This window comes from Aneurinibacillus soli (assembly GCF_002355375.1).
GTDB lineage: Bacteria > Bacillota > Bacilli > Aneurinibacillales > Aneurinibacillaceae > Aneurinibacillus > Aneurinibacillus soli.
The window spans coordinates 2149080-2168409 of record NZ_AP017312.1 but is presented as its reverse complement, the minus strand read 5'-3'; the positions used below and the strand labels follow the sequence as shown (position 1 = coordinate 2168409).

At 44.2% G+C, this 19330-nt stretch carries 18 protein-coding genes and 1 riboswitch; of the genes, 8 read left to right on the top strand and 10 right to left on the bottom strand.

Annotated features, from left to right (window positions below):
* Positions 1-91 precede the first annotated feature (91 nt).
* Together CB4_RS10950 and CB4_RS10945 are read right to left on the bottom strand one after the other, a co-directional pair.
* Positions 92-1024: a DNA-binding domain-containing protein gene (locus tag CB4_RS10950; RefSeq protein ID WP_096465831.1), complete on the bottom strand. Its 933-nt coding sequence runs from the start codon at positions 1022-1024 to the stop codon at positions 92-94.
* A 4-nt stretch (positions 1025-1028) separates the two neighbouring features.
* A complete protein-coding gene (locus CB4_RS10945) occupies positions 1029-2345 on the bottom strand; it encodes a sensor histidine kinase (protein ID WP_146226536.1) in 1317 nt (438 codons plus the stop codon).
* Positions 2346-2640: 295 nt separating this feature from the next.
* On the opposite strand from CB4_RS10945, the gene CB4_RS10940 reads away from it, so the two are divergent.
* Genes CB4_RS10940 through CB4_RS10930 form a run of 3 tightly spaced genes read left to right on the top strand, consistent with a single transcriptional unit; the run spans position 2641 to position 7091 of the window.
* Positions 2641-3609 (top strand): glutaminase, encoded by a 969-nt coding sequence (locus tag CB4_RS10940; protein ID WP_096465830.1) that lies wholly within the window; start codon positions 2641-2643, stop codon positions 3607-3609.
* Positions 3610-3632: 23 nt separating this feature from the next.
* The gene (locus tag CB4_RS10935) at positions 3633-5060 is read left to right on the top strand and encodes an alanine/glycine:cation symporter family protein (RefSeq protein ID WP_096465829.1); all 1428 of its coding nucleotides are present in this window, start codon (positions 3633-3635) and stop codon (positions 5058-5060) included.
* Positions 5061-5117: 57 nt separating this feature from the next.
* A complete protein-coding gene (locus tag CB4_RS10930; RefSeq protein ID WP_096465828.1) occupies positions 5118-7091 on the top strand; it encodes a methyl-accepting chemotaxis protein in 1974 nt (657 codons plus the stop codon).
* Between the two features lie 154 nt (positions 7092-7245).
* Here CB4_RS10930 and CB4_RS10925 read toward each other — a convergent pair whose 3' ends face one another.
* Entirely contained in the window at positions 7246-8208 is a 963-nt protein-coding gene (locus CB4_RS10925) for a HoxN/HupN/NixA family nickel/cobalt transporter (protein WP_231955970.1), read from the bottom strand.
* A riboswitch (cobalamin riboswitch) is annotated at positions 8195-8381 on the bottom strand. It overlaps the preceding gene by 14 nt.
* A gap of 223 nt (positions 8382-8604) precedes the next feature.
* Here CB4_RS10925 and CB4_RS10920 point away from each other — a divergent pair.
* From CB4_RS10920 to yedF, 4 genes are all read left to right on the top strand, one after another.
* Positions 8605-9093, top strand: a complete 489-nt coding sequence (locus CB4_RS10920) for a GNAT family N-acetyltransferase (RefSeq protein ID WP_096465826.1) — start codon at positions 8605-8607, stop codon at positions 9091-9093.
* Positions 9094-9178: 85 nt separating this feature from the next.
* Positions 9179-9961 (top strand): DUF817 domain-containing protein, encoded by a 783-nt coding sequence (locus CB4_RS10915; RefSeq protein WP_096465825.1) that lies wholly within the window; start codon positions 9179-9181, stop codon positions 9959-9961.
* Positions 9962-10097: 136 nt separating this feature from the next.
* Positions 10098-11345, top strand: coding sequence for a selenium metabolism membrane protein YedE/FdhT (yedE, locus tag CB4_RS10910; protein WP_096465824.1), 1248 nt, complete (start codon positions 10098-10100; stop codon positions 11343-11345).
* Entirely contained in the window at positions 11345-11590 is a 246-nt protein-coding gene (gene yedF / locus CB4_RS10905) for a sulfurtransferase-like selenium metabolism protein YedF (RefSeq protein ID WP_096465823.1), read from the top strand. Before yedE ends, yedF begins: the two co-directional genes overlap by 1 nt.
* 109 nt (positions 11591-11699) lie before the next feature.
* Here the strand turns inward: yedF and CB4_RS10900 are convergent, their stop codons facing one another.
* The 3 genes from CB4_RS10900 to CB4_RS10890 all read right to left on the bottom strand — a co-directional run bounded on the left by CB4_RS10900 (position 11700) and on the right by CB4_RS10890 (position 14497).
* Complete coding sequence (locus CB4_RS10900; RefSeq protein ID WP_231955969.1) at positions 11700-12911, bottom strand: MFS transporter; 1212 nt, start codon at positions 12909-12911, stop codon at positions 11700-11702.
* Between the two features lie 40 nt (positions 12912-12951).
* The gene (locus CB4_RS10895) at positions 12952-13863 is read right to left on the bottom strand and encodes a DMT family transporter (protein ID WP_373681307.1); all 912 of its coding nucleotides are present in this window, start codon (positions 13861-13863) and stop codon (positions 12952-12954) included.
* A 76-nt stretch (positions 13864-13939) separates the two neighbouring features.
* The gene (locus CB4_RS10890; protein ID WP_096465821.1) at positions 13940-14497 is read right to left on the bottom strand and encodes a peroxiredoxin family protein; all 558 of its coding nucleotides are present in this window, start codon (positions 14495-14497) and stop codon (positions 13940-13942) included.
* A 263-nt stretch (positions 14498-14760) separates the two neighbouring features.
* Here CB4_RS10890 and CB4_RS10885 point away from each other — a divergent pair, with 263 nt between their 5' ends.
* The gene (locus CB4_RS10885; RefSeq protein WP_096465820.1) at positions 14761-15063 is read left to right on the top strand and encodes a hypothetical protein; all 303 of its coding nucleotides are present in this window, start codon (positions 14761-14763) and stop codon (positions 15061-15063) included.
* Positions 15064-15146: 83 nt separating this feature from the next.
* On the opposite strand, the gene CB4_RS10880 is transcribed toward CB4_RS10885, so the two are convergent.
* The 4 genes from CB4_RS10880 to CB4_RS10865 form a co-directional block, all read right to left on the bottom strand.
* A complete protein-coding gene (locus tag CB4_RS10880) occupies positions 15147-16721 on the bottom strand; it encodes an S-layer homology domain-containing protein (protein ID WP_096465819.1) in 1575 nt (524 codons plus the stop codon).
* A gap of 127 nt (positions 16722-16848) precedes the next feature.
* Positions 16849-17280: a MaoC/PaaZ C-terminal domain-containing protein gene (locus CB4_RS10875; protein WP_096465818.1), complete on the bottom strand. Its 432-nt coding sequence runs from the start codon at positions 17278-17280 to the stop codon at positions 16849-16851.
* Between the two features lie 13 nt (positions 17281-17293).
* Positions 17294-17737 carry a MaoC family dehydratase N-terminal domain-containing protein gene (locus tag CB4_RS10870; protein ID WP_231955968.1) on the bottom strand — a complete coding sequence of 148 codons (444 nt, stop codon included), beginning with the start codon at positions 17735-17737 and terminating at the stop codon, positions 17294-17296.
* Positions 17738-17752: 15 nt separating this feature from the next.
* Positions 17753-18703 (bottom strand): aldo/keto reductase family protein, encoded by a 951-nt coding sequence (locus tag CB4_RS10865; protein WP_096465816.1) that lies wholly within the window; start codon positions 18701-18703, stop codon positions 17753-17755.
* Between the last annotated feature and the right edge of the window lie 627 nt (positions 18704-19330).

Sequence of the window (19330 nt, the reverse complement as noted above, 5' to 3'; positions counted from 1 at the left end):
TAGTCAAGGAATAGAAAAGTGAAATAAGATAACCCCATTGCCCAACCGGGTGATGGGGTTATCTTATTTCGATCCCCTATGCTTTCATTAATTACGACTCTAGCTGTACTCGTTTTGCTTCAAAATAGAGGACCTGAATGAATTTTTTTGTATTGATACCAGCAAGAGAGGTTGACGATGCTGAACCATTCTCTAGTTCTGTCATCTTTTTCCGTACGCTTGTAAAATCAAAAAACTTTGACGCATAATTTTCAAACTTCCAATTCGAAAAATCTGTAAGCCCAAGGGAGGCGAAATGATTCAATGACTGATAAATAGCTCGGCGAACGCGTTGTTCAGAAGCTTTGACTTCTTTTTTTACTTCCGACTCTGCTGCTACCTTCCCAAGTCTTTGTTGAACCACATGCAAAAAGATTTCTTTAAGGGCAGGGATTCCATTTTTTAATGTTTGTTCTTGTTCGTATTGATATAAATAATCTAACATGTCCAGTAAGTCTTTACTCCCTTTTTCACCCGCTATCCCTAATTCCGCCAGCAGAAACTGACCGGACGTTCGTATCTGTTGTTCATTGAACGATTTTTTTTGTCGGTCTTGCTGGTTATCTAATTTCAGCATGGTATTAAATGATCGGTAAATGTCTTGTATCGATTTTTCAACCCGTGTTTGTTCGATGACTTTCCGAATGATCATCGACACTTCAATCCGATTGATCGGTTTTGTAATATAGTATTCGATGCCGAGCGAATACGCTTCCCCGATCATTTCTTTCGACTCCACTTGCGAAATCATAATAATTTTCCCGGTAAATGATGGCTTTATTCGCCGAATGGTTTCAATCCCATCTTGATCCGGCATTAATAAATCAATGAGTAAAATGTCTATGTTTTTCAAGGTTAACATGTGCCCATCTAGCAATGAACCATCTTCGGCTTCCCCTGCTACTTCCCCTAAATCCTCGTCTTCGATAATTTGCGCCAGCATCGAGCGAACCGCTTCATCATCGTCTGTTATATAAAAAAGCATTGAATCATCCTTTCATAATCAAATGATCAACCGGCAAGCGAATCATGAACATCGAGCCTTTTCCGCAAGGTCCATCCTGAACCGTAATGTCTCCCTCAAGTTGTTCCACCACTTCTTTTACATAAGATAGTCCAATCCCTGTTGACGAGTTGCCGGAATGATCATATTTAGAAGTAAACCCTGGCTTGAAAATTAACAGCTTATGCTTTGGGGTAATACCGGGACCGTTATCCCCGATCCGAAATTCAACCGAATCATGTTCCCTTGCCAGAGCGATGGTAATGCTTCCTGCATCAGTAATAGCCTCTACTGCGTTTGCCACAATATTATTGATGATCGATAAAACTGTGAAAACATGATAATGCGGATGAGATCCTTCAATCGTTTGTATAAATTCAATATTTTTCCCCAGTAAGCGAGCATACTTCTCGTTTGTTTGCACAATGATATCAACGAGTTCATGTATGTCCATATAATCTGCAAGACTTTCATCAGAAATAAGCTTAGAAAGTCCGGCAAAAATACGTTGATTATCTTTTTTAATCTCATGCACTTCACCGGCGATCTTCAATGCCTGTTTTCCCAATTCCTTAACCGGAAACACAGTCTGATCCTCTTTCAAGCTGGTTAAACGTTTGTATAAATCATACGACTTTTTTGTAATGCTTTCGGCATTCTGCAATGTTTTTTTTAAATGAACCGATTCCTCATATAAGCTAGAAATGAGCATCAGCATATGTTCATTCTGCTTTCTAATCTGCCTTTCCCTCGATTGTGATTCATACAATTTCATCATATTAAAAAAGCTAAGCACAAGAAAGCTGTGGGAAATCGCCATAATCGTAATTTCCTTAAAGGCTGCTAACGTAATGGTCGTTCCCAATCCGAAATGTTGCACCAGTAACTCCACTAGATCAGCCAATATTTCAATCACGATGCCCATACATCCGAGAAGTAATGGCTGACTATAAAATCGGTTGACTTTTACCAAATAAAAAAGAAACGCATACGTGAAATAATAGAAAAAACTTGAGTAATACTCTGCAAAAGAAGATAGCAAGTTAAAATTCTCTTGCATAGTCCAATCCAGCAGAATACGAAATCCTACCATCAGTATTCCCGTCAAAAATCCCGGCAAAACAACCGGTATTTTTCGGAACAGTAATAAAAAGAAGAAAAACGTCGGTGCGCCAAAACTGACACGGAACGTTTCGTTCATCGGATAAAAATTTAATTGACCTGCTAATGGAACGGTAAACATCATTAGAACAAGAATAAAGATGTCTTTTTTCAATACCGAACTGATGTTCAAAGATGCCACTTCCTCATGTTATTTGCAAATCAGTATACAACACAATGCTTACTTTGTTTATATCCAAACAATATGATACTCTTCTGAAATTTTTTTCGGCGGATTTTTTGTCGTCTCTCGTTTTATTCTGTAGTCCGGGCTGTAGGATTAATTATAGCTTTGTAAGTAATATATTTGGAAGCGCTTTCTAGAAAAGATAGATCATAAAGAAAGGGGTCACGTATTACATGTAACCGATGTGAGGCGATAAGCGCTAGTAGTCTTATCGTTATATATGTAAGTAACAAGGTAAGAGGTGAAGACTATGGTTCAAACAATACATCAAAGCCTAGAATGCCTGGATAAGTGGATCACTCATTATCGCTCCTTTACTACTGAAGGGCACTGTGCCACCTATATTCCTGCTTTAGGAAAGGCAAACCCGGCACAGCTAGGCATTTGTATGATCGGAGCTGATGGAACCATACAAAAATCGGGCGACTGGGACGTTGCTTTTACGATGCAAAGCATCTCAAAAGTGATCAGCTTTGTCGCTGCATGCTTGCATCGCGGTATTCCGTATGTGTTAGACCGGGTCGATGTCGAGCCAACAGGCGATCCGTTTGACTCGATTATTCGTCTGGAAATGCATAAACCTGGAAAGCCGTTTAATCCGATGATCAATGCCGGGGCCATTACTGTCGCCTCTCTTCTTCCGGGCGAATCACCAGCAGAAAAGCTGGGATCTCTTTATGCGTTATTTGAAGAAATAGTGGGAAAACGTCCGACGATCAGTGAAGAAGTATTTCAATCAGAGTGGCAAACTGCTCATCGAAACCGGGCTTTGGCTCACTATCTAAAAGAGGTTGGTTTCTTGGAATCAGAGGTAGAAGAAGCTTTGGAAGTTTACTTGAAACAATGTGCCATAGAAGTAAACACAGAAGACGTCGCCCTACTTGGATTAATCCTTGCTCATGATGGCTACCATCCGATCCGTAAGAAACAAATTTTCCCTAAAGAAATAGCCCGGATAACGAAAGCGTTAATGCTTACGTGTGGCATGTACAATGCTTCGGGAAAATTTGCCGCTTTTGTTGGGATGCCTGCCAAGAGTGGGGTCTCTGGAGGCATTATGGCCGCCGTTCCATCACGTGTTAGATCGGGCGACTCTCCGTTTCAAGGCGGATGTGGAATTGGAATTTATGGTCCGTCTATTGATGAATATGGAAATAGCGTAGCAGGGGTTATGCTATTGAAACAAATCGCAAACAGCTGGGACTTAAATATTTTCTAAAATATTTTATACGAGGTGGTACTATGCAAGAATTGCTACAAAATGTTGTGAGTGCAACAAATGATTTTCTCTGGTCTAAATTACTAATTGTTCTGCTGATCTCTCTCGGCCTTTATTTCACATTTAAATCTCGTTTTGTACAATTTAGAATGTTGAAAGAAATGGTTCGTGTTTTAATGGAAGGAAGAAATGGTTCTAAAGACCACATTTCACCTTTTCAAGCGTTCTGTATTGGTATGGCAGCTCGCGTTGGAACAGGTAATATCACTGGAATTGCCATTGCCATTGCATTAGGCGGTCCTGGAGCCGTATTCTGGATGTGGATTATTGCTCTTATTAGCTCGGCATCCAGCTTTGTTGAAAGTACGTTAGCGCAAGTATATAAAGTAAAAGATGAACATGGTTTCCGAGGCGGGCCATCCTATTATATGGAAAAAGGTTTGAACAAGCGTTGGATGGGTGTCTTATTCTCCATTTTAATTACGCTGTCTTTCGGTCTTGTATTTAATTCTGTACAATCAAACACCATTACCATCGCTTTCCAAAATTCATTCGGTACAGACCGCTTAACTTTGGGGCTCATTATGACAGCTGCCTTTGCTGCGATCATTTTCGGCGGTGTGAAGCGTATTGCACAAGCAGCTGAATACAAAGTTGTGATTCTAGCTGTATTATACATTGGTGTTGCATTATTTGTCGTACTGACAAACATTACAAAAATGCCAGAGGTTCTTTCTCTTATTGTTAAAAATGCATTTGGCTTCCAACAATTCGCAGGCGGTTCAATCGGTGCTGCGCTTATGAATGGTGTTAAACGGGGATTATTCTCGAATGAAGCAGGTATGGGTAGTGCACCAAACGTTGCCGCAACTGCAACAACAAGCCACCCGGTAAAACAAGGACTTATTCAAGCATTTGGCGTACTGACAGATACATTAGTTATTTGTACAAGCACAGCCTTTATTATTTTACTTTCTGATGCGTATAAACAACCTGGGCTGAATGGTATTGCACTTACACAAGCAGCATTAAGTCAACACATCGGTTCCTGGGCATCAGGCGCTCTTGCTATCTTTGTCTTCCTGTTTGCATTCGGTTCGTTAATTGGTAACTATTATTATGGGGAAACAAATATTCGATTTTTACACACAAGTAAAAAATGGTTGATTGTATATCGAATCAGCGTGTTAGCCATGATTATATATGGTTCAGTTGCAAAAGTTCAAGTTGTATGGGATATGGCTGATTTATTCATGGGCCTCATGGTTTTAGTGAACCTGGTCGCTATTCTTATGTTATCAAAAGTGGCTTTTGCTGCATTACATGATTATATGGAACAGAAAAAAGCGGGGAAAGATCCTGTTTTCTATAAAGACAGCATTGAAAATCTGCAAAATGTTGAATGCTGGGATGAATCTCCATCCGCTTCCAACAAAGCAAATATCGTGTAGCATGAGACCGGGTGTATACCCGGTTTTTCTTACTTACAAAAAGAAAGAGGATGACATATGAGGAGAAAAATCATGGGGATGACTGTAAAAACACGCTTGATTTTACTATTTGCCGTTGTGCTAATCGTCCCTTGCATATGGATCAGCTATACATCTTATGAAACGACCAAACAAAGCGTAGAAGAGCAAATGGTGCAGAACGCCCAAAATAATGTAAATTTGTTAAATCAAATTATTGATCAAGTGATAGAAGGAAAAAAGACAGAAATTGATTTCCTTGCTCGTTATGTGAAAGCGAGTGAATTAGACGGCGTACATCAGGCAGAACTTTATCGTCTATTTGACAACTATCAAACAAGCCAGCCGATCCTCCAAAGTGTCTACATTGGCATGGCAACAGGAAAACACATTAATTTCCCCCATCATACCATGCCAGCCGGCTATGATCCGCGAAAGCGTGACTGGTACATACAGGCAATGAAGCAAAAAAATCAGGTCATTGTGACAGCACCATATGTTGATAAAGGAAGAGGCAATATTGTCGTTACGATTGCGAAAGCCGCAAGTGATCAGCAAGGGGTTATTGGATTTGATATTAACTTAGAAGAGCTTTCGGAAATTGTAAATAAAACAAAGATTGGAAAGAAAGGATATGCATTTATCCTTGACCAAACACGGAAAGTCATCGTACACCCTACGCTAAAAGCTGGTACGGAACCACCTAGCGGGCCAACGGATCAAATGTTTTCCTCTCCTTCCGGTACGTTTAGTTATATGTACGACGGGGCAGAAAGAAAGATGGCCTATGCTACAAATGCTGCGACGGGCTGGAAAATTGCCGGAACGTTTTACAAACAAGAAGTGGCGGATGCAGCCAATCCGATTTTTCACAAAACAATACTCACGATTTTGCTTAATATCGTCATCGGTTCTATTTTTATGTATTTTATGATTCGTTCGATTACACGACCATTGACCAGCCTTGTACAAGCGTCACAAAGAATGAGTGAAGGTGATGTAACGCAAGAAGTACATGTGGTCCGTGATGATGAATTAGGGGCAGTGGCTCGGTCTTTTAATCAAATGGCAGGTGCGCTTCGCTTATTGATTATGCAAGTACGCGAAATCGCTGAACAAGTAGCGGCGTCATCCGAGCAACTTAGCGCCAGCTCCGAACATACCGGACAAGCTACCGAACACATCACCGAACGCATGCAAAGTATAGCCGCTGGATCGGAGCAGCAGGCACAGCAGACAAATGATACAGCGCAAACGGTACACCAAATGACCGCAGCCGTGCAGCAGATTGCTACTAATGCAGCACAAGTCTCCCGATCCGCACTTCAGACGTCTGCGATATCCGAGGAAGGAAAACAGACGATTCAAAATGCGGCGCAGCAAATGGAAACCATTCACGGAACCGTGCATCAATTGAATGATATGGTTCAAAATCTGGATCAGCATTCGCATCAGATCGGCAACATCCTGACCTTTATTAAACAAATTGCCGAACAGACAAATTTGCTCGCTCTAAATGCATCCGTTGAAGCGGCACGTGCTGGTGACGCTGGACGCGGATTTGCGGTTGTAGCTGACGAGGTACGTAAGCTTGCCGAGCAGACCGTACAAGCTTCTGGAAAAATTGAACGTGAAATTATCACCATCCAACAAGAAACAGAACAGATCGTTCACGCGATGGAGCACGGAACAATCGAAGTCGCAAATGGAATGCATACGGTATCCATTGCCGGAACTGCATTTGAAAACATTCAGTCCTCTGTTGATGTGGTAACAGCTCAAATTCAGGAAGTATCGGCTGCTACGACACAGTTATCTACAAATGCCTCACAATTCACACAAACCATCGAGAAAATTGCTACTATTACGGAGACAACCGATGCCAGTGTGCAACACGTATCGGTAGCCGCCCAGGAGCAACTTGCGTCGATGGAAGAAATCATCTCCTCTTCTGCCGCATTAGCACACATGGCGGAACGATTACAAGGGATTGTTAGCAAATTTAAGGTATAAATATCCAGGGGCGGACATTAAAATGTCCGCCCCCACACCAAATCTGACCGGTCATACACAACAGTAACAACAAGCTCTACCTGGCTTACTGATTACTTAGGAAGTTTCTTTATGACCTTAGCTACGATGACTGTATGTCGAATAAATTTCTATACTATTTCTCGATAGTCTGATCAACTATTGCCTTATTTTCGGATTTTGCTCGTAGACTTACCCAAGCGTAACATAAGACTAAGAATAAGAAGATGGTTACACCTACCATCTCAAAATCAACTTCCATCGATGGATTAAAATACGTTAATGCTTCATAGAAGGAAACCCCATAAGCTAAGAAAACAATGATCCACCCCATGATCCGCGAGGCGGATTGCCCTACCTTACTTGATTGAGTCATCATTCGATACACGACAAGTGAATCAATCGTATCTGTTATCATCATACCGATCATAAAAGTAATGCCTAATATAAAAGGCATATAATTACCTGAATGTCCGGCTGCAAGTGCCCATACAGACGTTTGACTTACTGTATCAGCAGCTAATGCAAAAATCCCCCCAATAAGAATAATTAAAAACGGATTGGTGGTTTCCTTAACGAACTTAGGAAGGAACTTTCCTTTTATACCCTGCGGTTGAAAATCATTTTCTTCTGATTTTTTCCTTACAAGATTATAGATATTCAATGTACCAATGAGGAATAAAGAAATAATCGATACCCATGTCACTACTGTGTCAAAGTAATCAGGAAACGTAAAATTTTTACTAAATAAAGCAAGCGTAATTCCTACAACGGCTACTACAAATCCATGCCCAAAAGAGAATAGTGTTCCTACCCAACGAGAGATCGAAGTCCCCATACGCCAATTATAACGCGTTAATCCATCGATACAGGCAAGATGATCAGCATCCAATCCATGGCGAAGCCCTAATACGAATACAAAGAATAATAGAGATATACTTTCCATTAAAAATCCTCCCTTTTTCTTTTTTACCGTTAGACAATAACACCCCCGATCTAACAGATCGGGGGTGAGTATAAAAGTACCAAAATAGCAGAGCACTATTTGCTGTACCTTATATACCTCTCCTTTCCTCGAAGGCTGTTCTGGCAATACCATCTAGGTAGGTCTCCTGGCTTTCGGATCATCGAACTCAATCGCCTTCCCCAATATTTGAGTGGCATACATGAAAGAGAACTCCTCGGTTACAGTGGCGGGACCGCTCGGGACTTTCACCCGATTCCCTGTTACCCCTTTTTTATAGAAGGGCACCTAGATACGTATGTATGAAATTTTAGGGTGTATCATCCTTCTTACTATCTTTAAATAAATGATAACAAATATCATTTAAATTTACTATTAAAATTAATTTCATACTAGGAATATCGAGTTTAAAGGGAAAAGCGGAAATTTTAAGAAAGAGGTATAATTGCACTATCGATTCCTGTTAGTATAATAACGTTCTTCATTCTTAAACAAAATGAGGGTATGGTTCAATTTTGGAGGATGATGTGTATGTTGAAAATACGAAATGTAAAAATGGAAGATTTACCTGAACTTGTAGTCATTGAACATCTTTGCTTTCCAAAAGAAGAGGCTGCGACGAAAAAAGCGCTTGAAAAGCGTATTCAATTCATTCCGGATAGTTTTTTTGTAGCTGAAAAAGATGGTGTACTTGTAGGTTTAGTTAATGGACCCGTCATTGAAACAGTGTACATTACAGATGACTTATTTAGTGATATAAAGGTAAATCCAGCGTCTGGCGGCCATCAAAGTATTTTAGGATTAGCGGTGTCCCCGCATTTCCAAAAACGCGGCTTGGCAGCAACATTACTCAAGCATTTTGAAAAAGAAGCAAGAGTTAAAAACCGTGAAACGATTACACTCACTTGTAAAGAGGACTTAGTTGGCTTCTATGAAAACTTTGGATATCTCAACAAAGGTATTTCAAACTCTGGGCATGGCGGAGTCACTTGGTACAACATGATTAAAAAATTGAAATAAGGATCGCTTTTTCCTTCTACTTGTATCAATACAAGATTCATGGTATTTTTTAGAAAAAACAATCTTTTGGGTGAGAGGAGAAAAAGTGGTATATTTACGGCAATTATATGACTTTGCTTATCAACAGGCCATGTCCTGTATTTTTCCCGTTTCTATTTTTTTAACCCTTGCGCTTTCAAAGGTGCTCCATGTTCCAGGTTTGTATCGCTATGATTTCATTCTGCTTATCTGCCTTCTCATTCAATATGTGATGTATAACACAGGTCTCGAAACAAAGGATGAACTAAAAGTAATTTCTGTTTTTCATCTGATCGGACTGGCGCTCGAAATCTATAAAGTACATACAGCTTCCTGGTCTTATCCGGAACCTGCCTGGACAAAGGTGATGGGGGTTCCCCTGTATAGTGGGTTTATGTATGCCAGCGTAGCCAGCTATATGTGTCAATCGTGGCGGAGACTGCGCCTGCAAGTGCATGGATGGCCAAGCGCTGTATGGACCGTAGCACTCGGAGGAATGATCTATCTTAACTTTTTCACACACCACTATGTGTATGATTTTCGCTGGGTCTTAACCGCGTTATTATTCATTGTCTTTTTTCGCACCTCTGTACAATTCTCTTTACAGCAAGCTACCTACAAAATGCCGCTGGTGCTTTCGTTTTTTCTGATTGGCTTTTTCATCTGGATTGCTGAAAACATTGCCACTTTTTTCGGGGCATGGCAATATCCAAATCAACGAGAGGCCTGGCAGCTTGTTCACATTGGAAAAATCAGTTCATGGTTTTTGCTTGTTGTGATTAGCTTTATTATTGTGGCGCAACTGAAGCACTTGAAAGTCAGAAAAATAAAAGCTTCTCATAATTATTGAGAAGAATATATCGAAAAGAGCCAGCAGGAGGGATTAAAGCAAGGAAAAAGGGTCGAATAAGTAGGGCATTGGACTTGCTATGATATAATAAACTTGAGACATAAAGGGAATTTATACAGGAGGTTCACAGGTACATATGCTTTCATCTATTACATCGCTTTACCACAAGCTTTTCGATAAGTTCTGGAATCCAGTTCTTGTTACGGTTATTGCGGGGGTACTCAGTGCGCTCTACTTCGGGATCACCCAGACATATTGGGCTGTTACAGGCGAGTTTACCCGCCTTGCCGGGCATATTATGTCCTGGTTTGGCTTTGATCCGCACCAGTTGAGCTACATGAAAATTATGAAATTCCAGGGCAGTCCACTTGATCGGGTCGATGGCTGGGTCGTAAGTGGGATGCTTCTCGGTGCCTTAATGAGTGCACTGCTAGGTGGAAACTTTAAGCTGCGATTTCCGCACCAGAAAAGACGGATCGTACAAGGTCTCGTCGGCGGCATGATTGCCGGATTCGGTGCACGTCTGGCTATGGGGTGTAATCTTGCTTCTTTCTTTACAGGAATCCCCCAATTTTCGTTCCACGCATGGCTGTTCATGCTCGGGATGGCAACAGGAAGCTATGTAGGGGTAAAAGCAGCACTTCATCCGCTTTTGCGTGGAAAACCGCGCCTGGAGAAAGCCTCTCCGGGTACAAGAAACATGCAGTCAAGCAGATCGCGGGTACAGCCAGTTATCGGCTTACTTGTTTTTTGCATTTCCATCGGCCTTATTGTATGGGAAATTTCCGGCGGGCATTCCAAATTAGGGCTGGCCGGTATATTTGGTGTTGCGTTTGGTCTGCTCATTCAGCGAGGACAAATTTGTTTTACGTCTGCGTTCCGTGATTTGTGGGTTACCGGCAGAGGGACAATGGCCAAAGCACTAGCACTCGGCATTATTGCCGCTACTCTTTGTACAGCTGTCATTATTTATCTCGGGGTTCCACAAAAAATTGCATGGGCCGGTCCGGGAGCACTCATCGGTGGTTTGCTGTTCGGCTTTGGTATCGTTATTGCCGGAGGATGTGAAACCGGTTGGATGTATCGGGCGATGGAGGGACAGATTCAGTTCGTTATTGTCGGTATCGGCAATATTATAGGAGCCGGGATTCTTGCCTGGGGCTGGGATCATTGGGGATTATTTGCCTCTCTCGTAAAACCATATCCAAAAATTAATCTTGTCTCCGAATTAGGCTGGAGCGGCGCGATTCTTAGTACGGTAGGTCTAATGCTTCTCTGGTATGCCTTCGCTTCTTATTGGGAAAAGCATGTCCGATATAAAGCAAATCAAAAAGGTCAAGCTGTACTTATGCAAGCAAACGTAGAAATGAAGGAGCTATCATAATGAACGGAAATCAAATTATCCCCACGTATACATTGAATCTAGAAGGAGAACCTTGCCCCTATCCGGTTGTATACAGCCTCGATGTCCTGGAAAAGCTTGCATCAGGCGAAATACTAGAGATAATCGCAGATTGTCCGCAGTCATTTCAGGCAGTGCCAGAGGAAGCGAAACGGATGGGCTACGTTTTGTTATGCGAGCCTGTACAGGAAGGGCCGATTATTCGTTTTTACATTCTGAAGCCATAGCTATATACCAAAAACCCCCGTGCTAATCACGGGGGTTTTTGGTGCATAGTATTGCCCAGGTGATAAAAGAGCCAGCTATCCCCTGCTGGCTCTTTTTCGTTCTCATAGTCTAGTTTGTTTTTGGTAGAAATACTGTCAGTAAACCAAGTAACGGCAAGTACGCACAAACATGCATAATGTACTCAATACTCGTATGGTCTGCAATATACCCAAGTCCTGCTGAAGCAATGCCAGCCAGACCAAATGAAAGGCCAAAAAACAAGCCTGAAATCATGCCAACTTTCCCCGGCACAAGTTCCTGCGCATACACGATAATAACCGACATCGATAGGAATAAAATAAAGCCAATAGCCAAACTAAATACTCCTGACCAGAATAAACTTACATACGGCAAGAGCAGAGCAAATGGTGCTGCCCCTAAAATAGAAAACCAAATGATAGCTTTTCGTCCAAATCGGTCAGCCAATGGACCACCGCAGAACGTTCCTACTGTACCCGCAGCAAGCATCATAAACAAATATAGCTGAGATTCCTTAACAGAAATCCCGAAGTGCTGAATGAGATAAAACGCATAAAAGTTCGTCATTCCTGCTGTATAAATCGACTTTGAAAAAATCAACATCGTAAGAACTGCTAGTCCAATTATGATTTTTGATTGTGGTAAAGCACTAACCCTTTTTGTTTGTCCACCTTTTTGTTTAGGTTTATAATGCTGACCATACCATTTCGCTACTCGAAACTGTACAGCTAGCGCCAGTATGAAGATCGGAATAAACCAGAATGCCCCTTGTTGTCCCAATGGAACAAATAACAACATTACTAGAAGCGGAGCCAGCGATTGCCCAATATTTCCTCCAGTTTGAAATATACTTTGAGCAAGTCCACGTTTCCCCCCAGCCGCTAAAAAAGCTACACGGGAGGATTCGGGGTGCAGCACTGCCGAACCAACCCCAATCAACATGACCGCAAATATCGTGCTCATAAATTGTGATGCCATTGCCAGAGCGATGACACCTATAAGAGAGAACAGAACTCCAATTGGCAACAATTTAGGCTGCGGTTTAGAGTCCGTAAAATTACCAATAAGCGGTTGCAAGACCGTAGAAGTGATATTTAAAACAAAACCAATCATCCCTACCTGGGCAAAGCTTAAATGCAATGACTCTTTCAATACTGGAAACATCGCAGGAATGGCAGCAGTTATAGAGTCATTCAACAAATGTACAAGACTGATGGAAAACAAAATCGTGTACACTGTCGCAGAAACTGCGGGTTGTTTCGAGATCTGACCTGTTGAGGTCTGATTAACTTGTGCTTGCAAACTACTCCCCTCCCCATTTCTCATGCAGTCTATTCATTCTCTAACGTACCTCTCCTGCTTTTGTCCGCATCGCTGCACGCGTCTGCGCCGAAAGTGTCGTGAACAAATAGACCCCACTTATAACAAGTATCGTCCCAATCAATTGCACTGCGGTCATCCGCTCGCCTAGAAATAAAAAAGAAAGAATGGCTGTGAAGATAGGATTAAAATTAAGAAAAATGCCGGATTTCGTTCCCCCAACTTTCTGGACGCCGATGTTCCAGAATAACATTGCAATAACCGTAGCCCCAATGCTCACATAAGCAGTCGCAATCCAGAATGCCGTATCAGGTGCTGTAATCGCTGGGGACGGCAGAATGAACGGCACAAGTATAAGCGAACCGAACACACCCGCCCATAACGTGGACATATAAGGTGAAACATACTGCATCGCCTTTTTCCCAGCAACGGAATAGAAGCCCCAGCTTGCGACCGCACCTAGCATAAATAAGTCTCCCACATTAAATTTCAACTGCAAAAGCGTCGCAAAATGCCCGCGCGAGATGACGACCAGTACACCTGTAAGCGAAATGATCATCCCGGTCAGCTGTCTTGGGCTCATTTTTTCCCGTAACAAAAAGAACGAAACAACTGCAATCGATACTGGATTGAGCGCAGACAGAAGACCTACATTCCCTGCTGATGTGCGCTCAAGCGCCATAAACATAAACCAGTTAAACAGGACAACTCCTGTTACCCCCATCCAGAACAGCGGCCACAATGCCGCACGCGGCGGCAAAAGCTTCCGCTCCCGGAACCAGACAAGCGGCGCCAGACAAATAAGTGCCACTACCCAGCGCATCTCCGTCAGCACAAGCGGTCCTGCATGGCCAACAAGAAACTTGCCTGCGACAAAATTCCCGCCCCATAACAAACTTGTGCATAACAAAAGCGCATAAAACATCCACTGCACTGCGTTCCCTTCTTCCTGTGAAAATTGTGTGTCTTCTTAAGCATAACAGGTTTGAGAAATTGTTACTATCTTTTTGTTAGTAACCGGTTTTCTCAAGGGTTTCGACTGTGAGTGGCTCTTGAAATATTTTACGGATCACACCTTTTTTATCCAGCAAAAAACTCGTCGGAATAATAGCAACCTGATACGCTTCCTGTGCTTTCATTTCAGGATCAAGCAGCACAGGGAACGGAAGCTTGTATTTCGTGGCGAACGCCTTCACATCCTCGACTGAGCTCTCGGTTTTCGTTACATTTACAGTCAGTACTTCAAGCCCTGACAGGCGGTGACTTTCATAGAAAGACACTAGCGCAGGCATCTCGTCTGCACATGTCGGAGACTGCGTGCTCCAGAACATGACCAGCAACGGGTGACCGCGCAATGCTGACAACTTGACCTTCTGACCGTCTAGCTTGTACAGTTCAAAATCCGGTGCCTGCATTCCTTCTCTAATTCTGTCGTCAGCAGCCAGATGGTCCGATTTCTCAGCATCAGGTGGTTTCACCATAGCATTCCGCTCTTCGATCCTTGTAAGGCTATAGCCCACTCCCCCCAAAATAAACAGTACCAAAAAAAATAGCCCCGCTCGTTTCATTCACGGCCCTCCTCTCTTTTTCCATCTGCAACGGACGCGTAGCCCGAGCCACTCTTTTTTCTTTTCTTTCATAAATATGTACGGTCGCACGATCGGAACAGTCACGGATAGCAACGATCTGTAAGTTTACATAATTAAATTTACGTAAACTCAAAAGTATGTACTCGATTAGTAACGCCTGAATAAAAAATAGCATACGTATATTTTCTATCGTAAGGTGGCATCGCTATGAATAGAACCAATTTAATGAAAGAAGGTGCCCCATGATGGCATTTCTCTGCCTGTCTATGTTGTTCACCATTGTCCTGGGATTCTCCTACCTTGTCTACCGCGATCAACAAAAGCACCGGGTCGTCTACATTACGAATGAAATGCTCAGCCATCCGCTGACCAATCAAGCTGTACGTCACTATATTACTCATATAAAGTCCGCTGATGAAACGTTACATGCCGCTTCCTGGTATTCCATGCGCTGTGCGTACGAGCAGATTATGCAGGAGGCAACAATCGATCCGAAACTAAAAAAAGAATTCAAGCAAGTTCTCTGCCGACAGATGGTTGTATAACCTCTACCTGATTTTTATTGTAACATTTGGAAAACAAAAAACCAGTCTGCTGAGGGTTCCTCTCACAAACTGGCTTTTTATTTTTAGTTCCGGGCATTGCGCAGGGCAGGCCAAATGTTGTTTTCTTCCCCACCAATATACCAGAAAGCAACTCCTGCCACGCCGAGCGTACGCATCGCTTCATACTTGGCTGAAAGGGAACGGGAGTCCTCAAGCCACATGGATTGGACTGTTCCATTGTGTGGAATGCGAACCATATACTGCGCTGCCGATGCATCCCATACAGGTCGAGCACCGGACTTTTGTGCCTGCTCCAGGGAAGCGGCCTGGCTGATTTCCTGTGCACTTATCCCTTTCCCCGTCTGCTCCCACTGCATCGTATACAGAGGAAGGGCTACAATCAGGCGGTCACGCGGCACTATTTTGAGCAGCTTTTCGACATGAGAACGCACCCATGGAAGAGAAGCATTAGATCCGATTTGTCTGCCTTCGCTCCAGTGCTCATTGTACGCCATAACAACAAGATAGTCCGCATAACGCGCAAGCTCTGCAAAGTCATACGGATCGCTCCAGTCTGTACCGAGATCAGGTGGCACATCCACAGAAAGCTTGCGTCCGTCCCGGTGCAATTCCGTACCTAACTCTCGAATAAAGGCCGTAAAATAGGTGCGGTCTGCCGGATCTATGTTTTCAAAATCAATATTAAGTCCAGCCAATCCATACGTCCGTGCATATCCGGCCAGCTGGCGGACAAGCGCTCCCCGCTTGCCTTCATCTGACAACTGCTTATGCGTATTCTCCCCGTTAAAGCGATTTCCCACAAGCGGCCACATCTGCTTGTTGTTATCTTTCGCAAAGCGAATGAGCGATTCATCTACTCCATAACTTCCGGCTCCCTCCGCATCAAGGAAAAACCAGCGCGGCGATAACGTGTTAACCATTCCGCTTGCTGTAACACGCGTTTTGTACTCATCATTAGAAATATCATACTGCCAGCCGAGATGAATCGGCATCACAGACGTTACTGGCTGAGCTGATGTTTCCTGCGCAAGCACCTTGTGCATGAGTACAGCAAGCTCTTCCCGCGTCAGCGTGTCTGCCGGGCGGAAATATCCGTTATCTCCTGTCATGATTCCTTGCTTCTGCACAGCAGCAACCGACCCGCGTGCCCAGTTAGCCACAGCATATCCGTCAGTAAACGGTACAGATGCTGTTGCTGTATCTCCAGCATGTACGAGCGTAAGCGCACGTGCTAGCAAAGTAGCGGCTTCCTGTCGGGTCACAGACTGATCCGACGCAAATTGACCAGGGGCTACCCCACTTACTGTATTCGTATAGACCGCCGCCTGCACCCAACCGTACGGCCAAGACGATGGCGGCACATCCTTAAAAGAAGGAATGCCACCTGGTGTCGCCTCCTTCTTCATCACCCGCATCAGCATCGTCACAAACGCTGCCCGCGTTACCGGACTGTGCGGTTCATACATCTGGTTTCCGACTCCGTCTATCATGCCTTTCTCATGCAGCTCAGTAATGTATGTACGGGCGTAGCTGTCTCCTATGTCTGTGAACGGCAGCGCCTCCTCCTGGCTCTGTGCCCACGCGTCTCCCCCTAGCAAACTACCAATCAGTGCAATCAAAATCAGTTTTTTTCTCATAGTTTGACTGTATAGCAAAGGGCTGGGAATATGTATAGTAGATTACTGGAAAGAAGAGAGAACACCAAAAAATAGCCCCTGTACGCTATACGCGAGACAGGGGCATCCAGAATTTATTTTCGTTCTATTAGATACGTGGCAACAACGCCTCGCATGTGCCTTTGAGTTTCACTTCGCCTTTTTGGTCGACCGCCTGCACTTTGATTTTCACCAGTGTGCCGGCTTCGGTTTCTTCCTTCGACGAAAGCTCACCACGCACTTCAATCGAGTCCCCCGGGCGGGTAATGGCTGAGAAACGTACGCCAAACTTTTTAAGTGCGGCACGCGGCACCCACGTCTCCACTGCCTGGCCAGCAAAGCCCATAATAAGCATGCCATGCGCGATAACCCCGCCAAGGCCCGCTTCCTGACCAACGGATTCAACGGTATGGATCGGGTTGAAATCGCCGGATGCACCGGCGAATTTGATAAGCTGCATGCGGGTAACTTCTGGCTTCACAAGTGCCGGAAGAGCTGTGCCGATTTCTGTTTCTGGATGGGCAAGCAAATAAGGCTTCATCGATTCATTCCTCCTATGGCGTTTTCACGAGCATCATGTTTGCATTCATCACATGTTCGCCCCGTTGATTGTGGTATGTAGTCTCAAGCTTGTAGAGCGCCATGCCGTTCCGTTTTGTTTTCACATCGGTTACACGCGTCTTTGCGTGCAGGGTATCACCTGCATACACTGGTGCGAGATACTCATATTCCTGCTCACCGTGCAAAAGCTTCTTCAGATCGATATCAAGCTGATCCATCAAGTCTTCAAAGCTCGGGCCATTCCACATGTCGATCGCTTCGGCGAATGTCGGCGGAATCGGAATCCCGTCCAATCCTTCTTCTTTAGCCACTTCTTCATGCTGATAGAGCGGATTCTCATCCCCGATTGCTCGTGTGAGCTCACGGATTTTGCCCGCTTCAACGATGCCGATAAACGGCTCAAATGTAAAACCTTTTTTGTCTTCTGGAGTAGACACGTACATGCTCCTCTCTTATCCTTGCAAAATTTGTTCAATACGATCGATGTCATCTGCTGTCAGTTCCACATCAATTGCTTTCACGTTTTCCTCGACTTGATCTGGGCGACTTGCGCCAATAATCACACTCGCTACATTCGGCTCCCGCAATACCCATGCAAGCGCAAGCTGTGCGATTGTGCAGTCTTTTTCTTGGGCAATGCGGGATAGACGCTCAACTTTATCCAGATTCTCATCTTTCAACAGACGGCCCATCAATCGTCTTGTCTCGTCGTCTGTAGCACGACTTCCTGCCGGGAATGGCTCGCCTTTTTTGTATTTGCCTGTCAGCACACCTTGCGCAAGCGGAGACCAGACCACTTGCCCGATTCCTTCGCGTTTGCATAACGGAAGCACGTCTTTTTCGATATAACGCTGCAACATGCTATACTGTGGCTGGTTCGAAATAATACGGTCGAGGTTTTTTACTTCCGCGATATGCAGTGCCTCACGAATGTTCACAGCGGACCATTCGGATACACCCGCGTATAAAATTTTACCCTGCGTAATCAGGTCATCAATGGCACGCAGCGTTTCTTCAAGCGGTGTTTCCGGGTCATAGCGGTGACATTGCCACAGGTCGATGTACTCTACATCAAGGCGACGAAGTGACGCATGCACCTGTTCAAAAATATGTTTGCGTGACAAACCCCGATCATTCGGACCATCTCCCATGGGCCAAAATGCTTTGGTCGCCAGTACGTATGATTCACGCGCGTATTTTTTCAAGGCTTTGCCGACGACTACTTCTGCTTCGCCACGGCGGTATACGTTGGCTGTATCAAAAAAATTAACGCCCAGCTCATACGCCTTATCGATGCACGATTCTGCTACAGCGTCCTGTACTGTTCCGCCGTATGTCAGCCAGCTGCCAAGCCCGATCTCACTAATTTTGAGACCGGAATTCCCAAGCCTGCGGTATTTCACTCAGTCCCCCCCCTTACCTTTTGGAAAAGTTCCTGCTTGCAAAAGCATACCATAAGTAAGAGGGGAAGCGGCAACAAAAAGCTACTGTTGAGTTTGTGCTTTTTGGGGAATCACGCGACTTTGGTGGTGGGAGGGAGAGAAGCCGTTCGCTCAGGTACGCTTGGCAGGGAGGTCTAAACTGTCCGCTCCAGGAGCCCGGCGAACTCGCCCGCAAAAGAGGCCCCACGATGTTTTCTTCACAGAAGTGTTGCGGGCAAAGGCCCGTTCGTCGTTCTCCTTCCGCTAGGTAAAAAGCGTACAGACGCTCTCTTGCTTCTCTCCTCCCAAACAAAGTTGAGATTCAAAAAAATTAAAACAACCTGTTACGCGAAGCCGTACAAAACTTGTGCTTGAGCGTTGACTGCCTAACTATCGGCAGGAGCGGAGAAGGAAGGCGCTATGGAACGCTTTTACGCGCTCGCCCAGCGGAAGGTGGTAGACGAACGGGCTTTTGCCCACAATACTTCTATGTACGTACATCGTGGACTTCTTTTGTGGGCGAGTTCGCCTGCCTCCTGAAGCGGACAGTCCCTACTTCCCCGCAGAGCGTAACCAAGTGACAAAGCGACTTCCTTCTCCGCTCCTCCA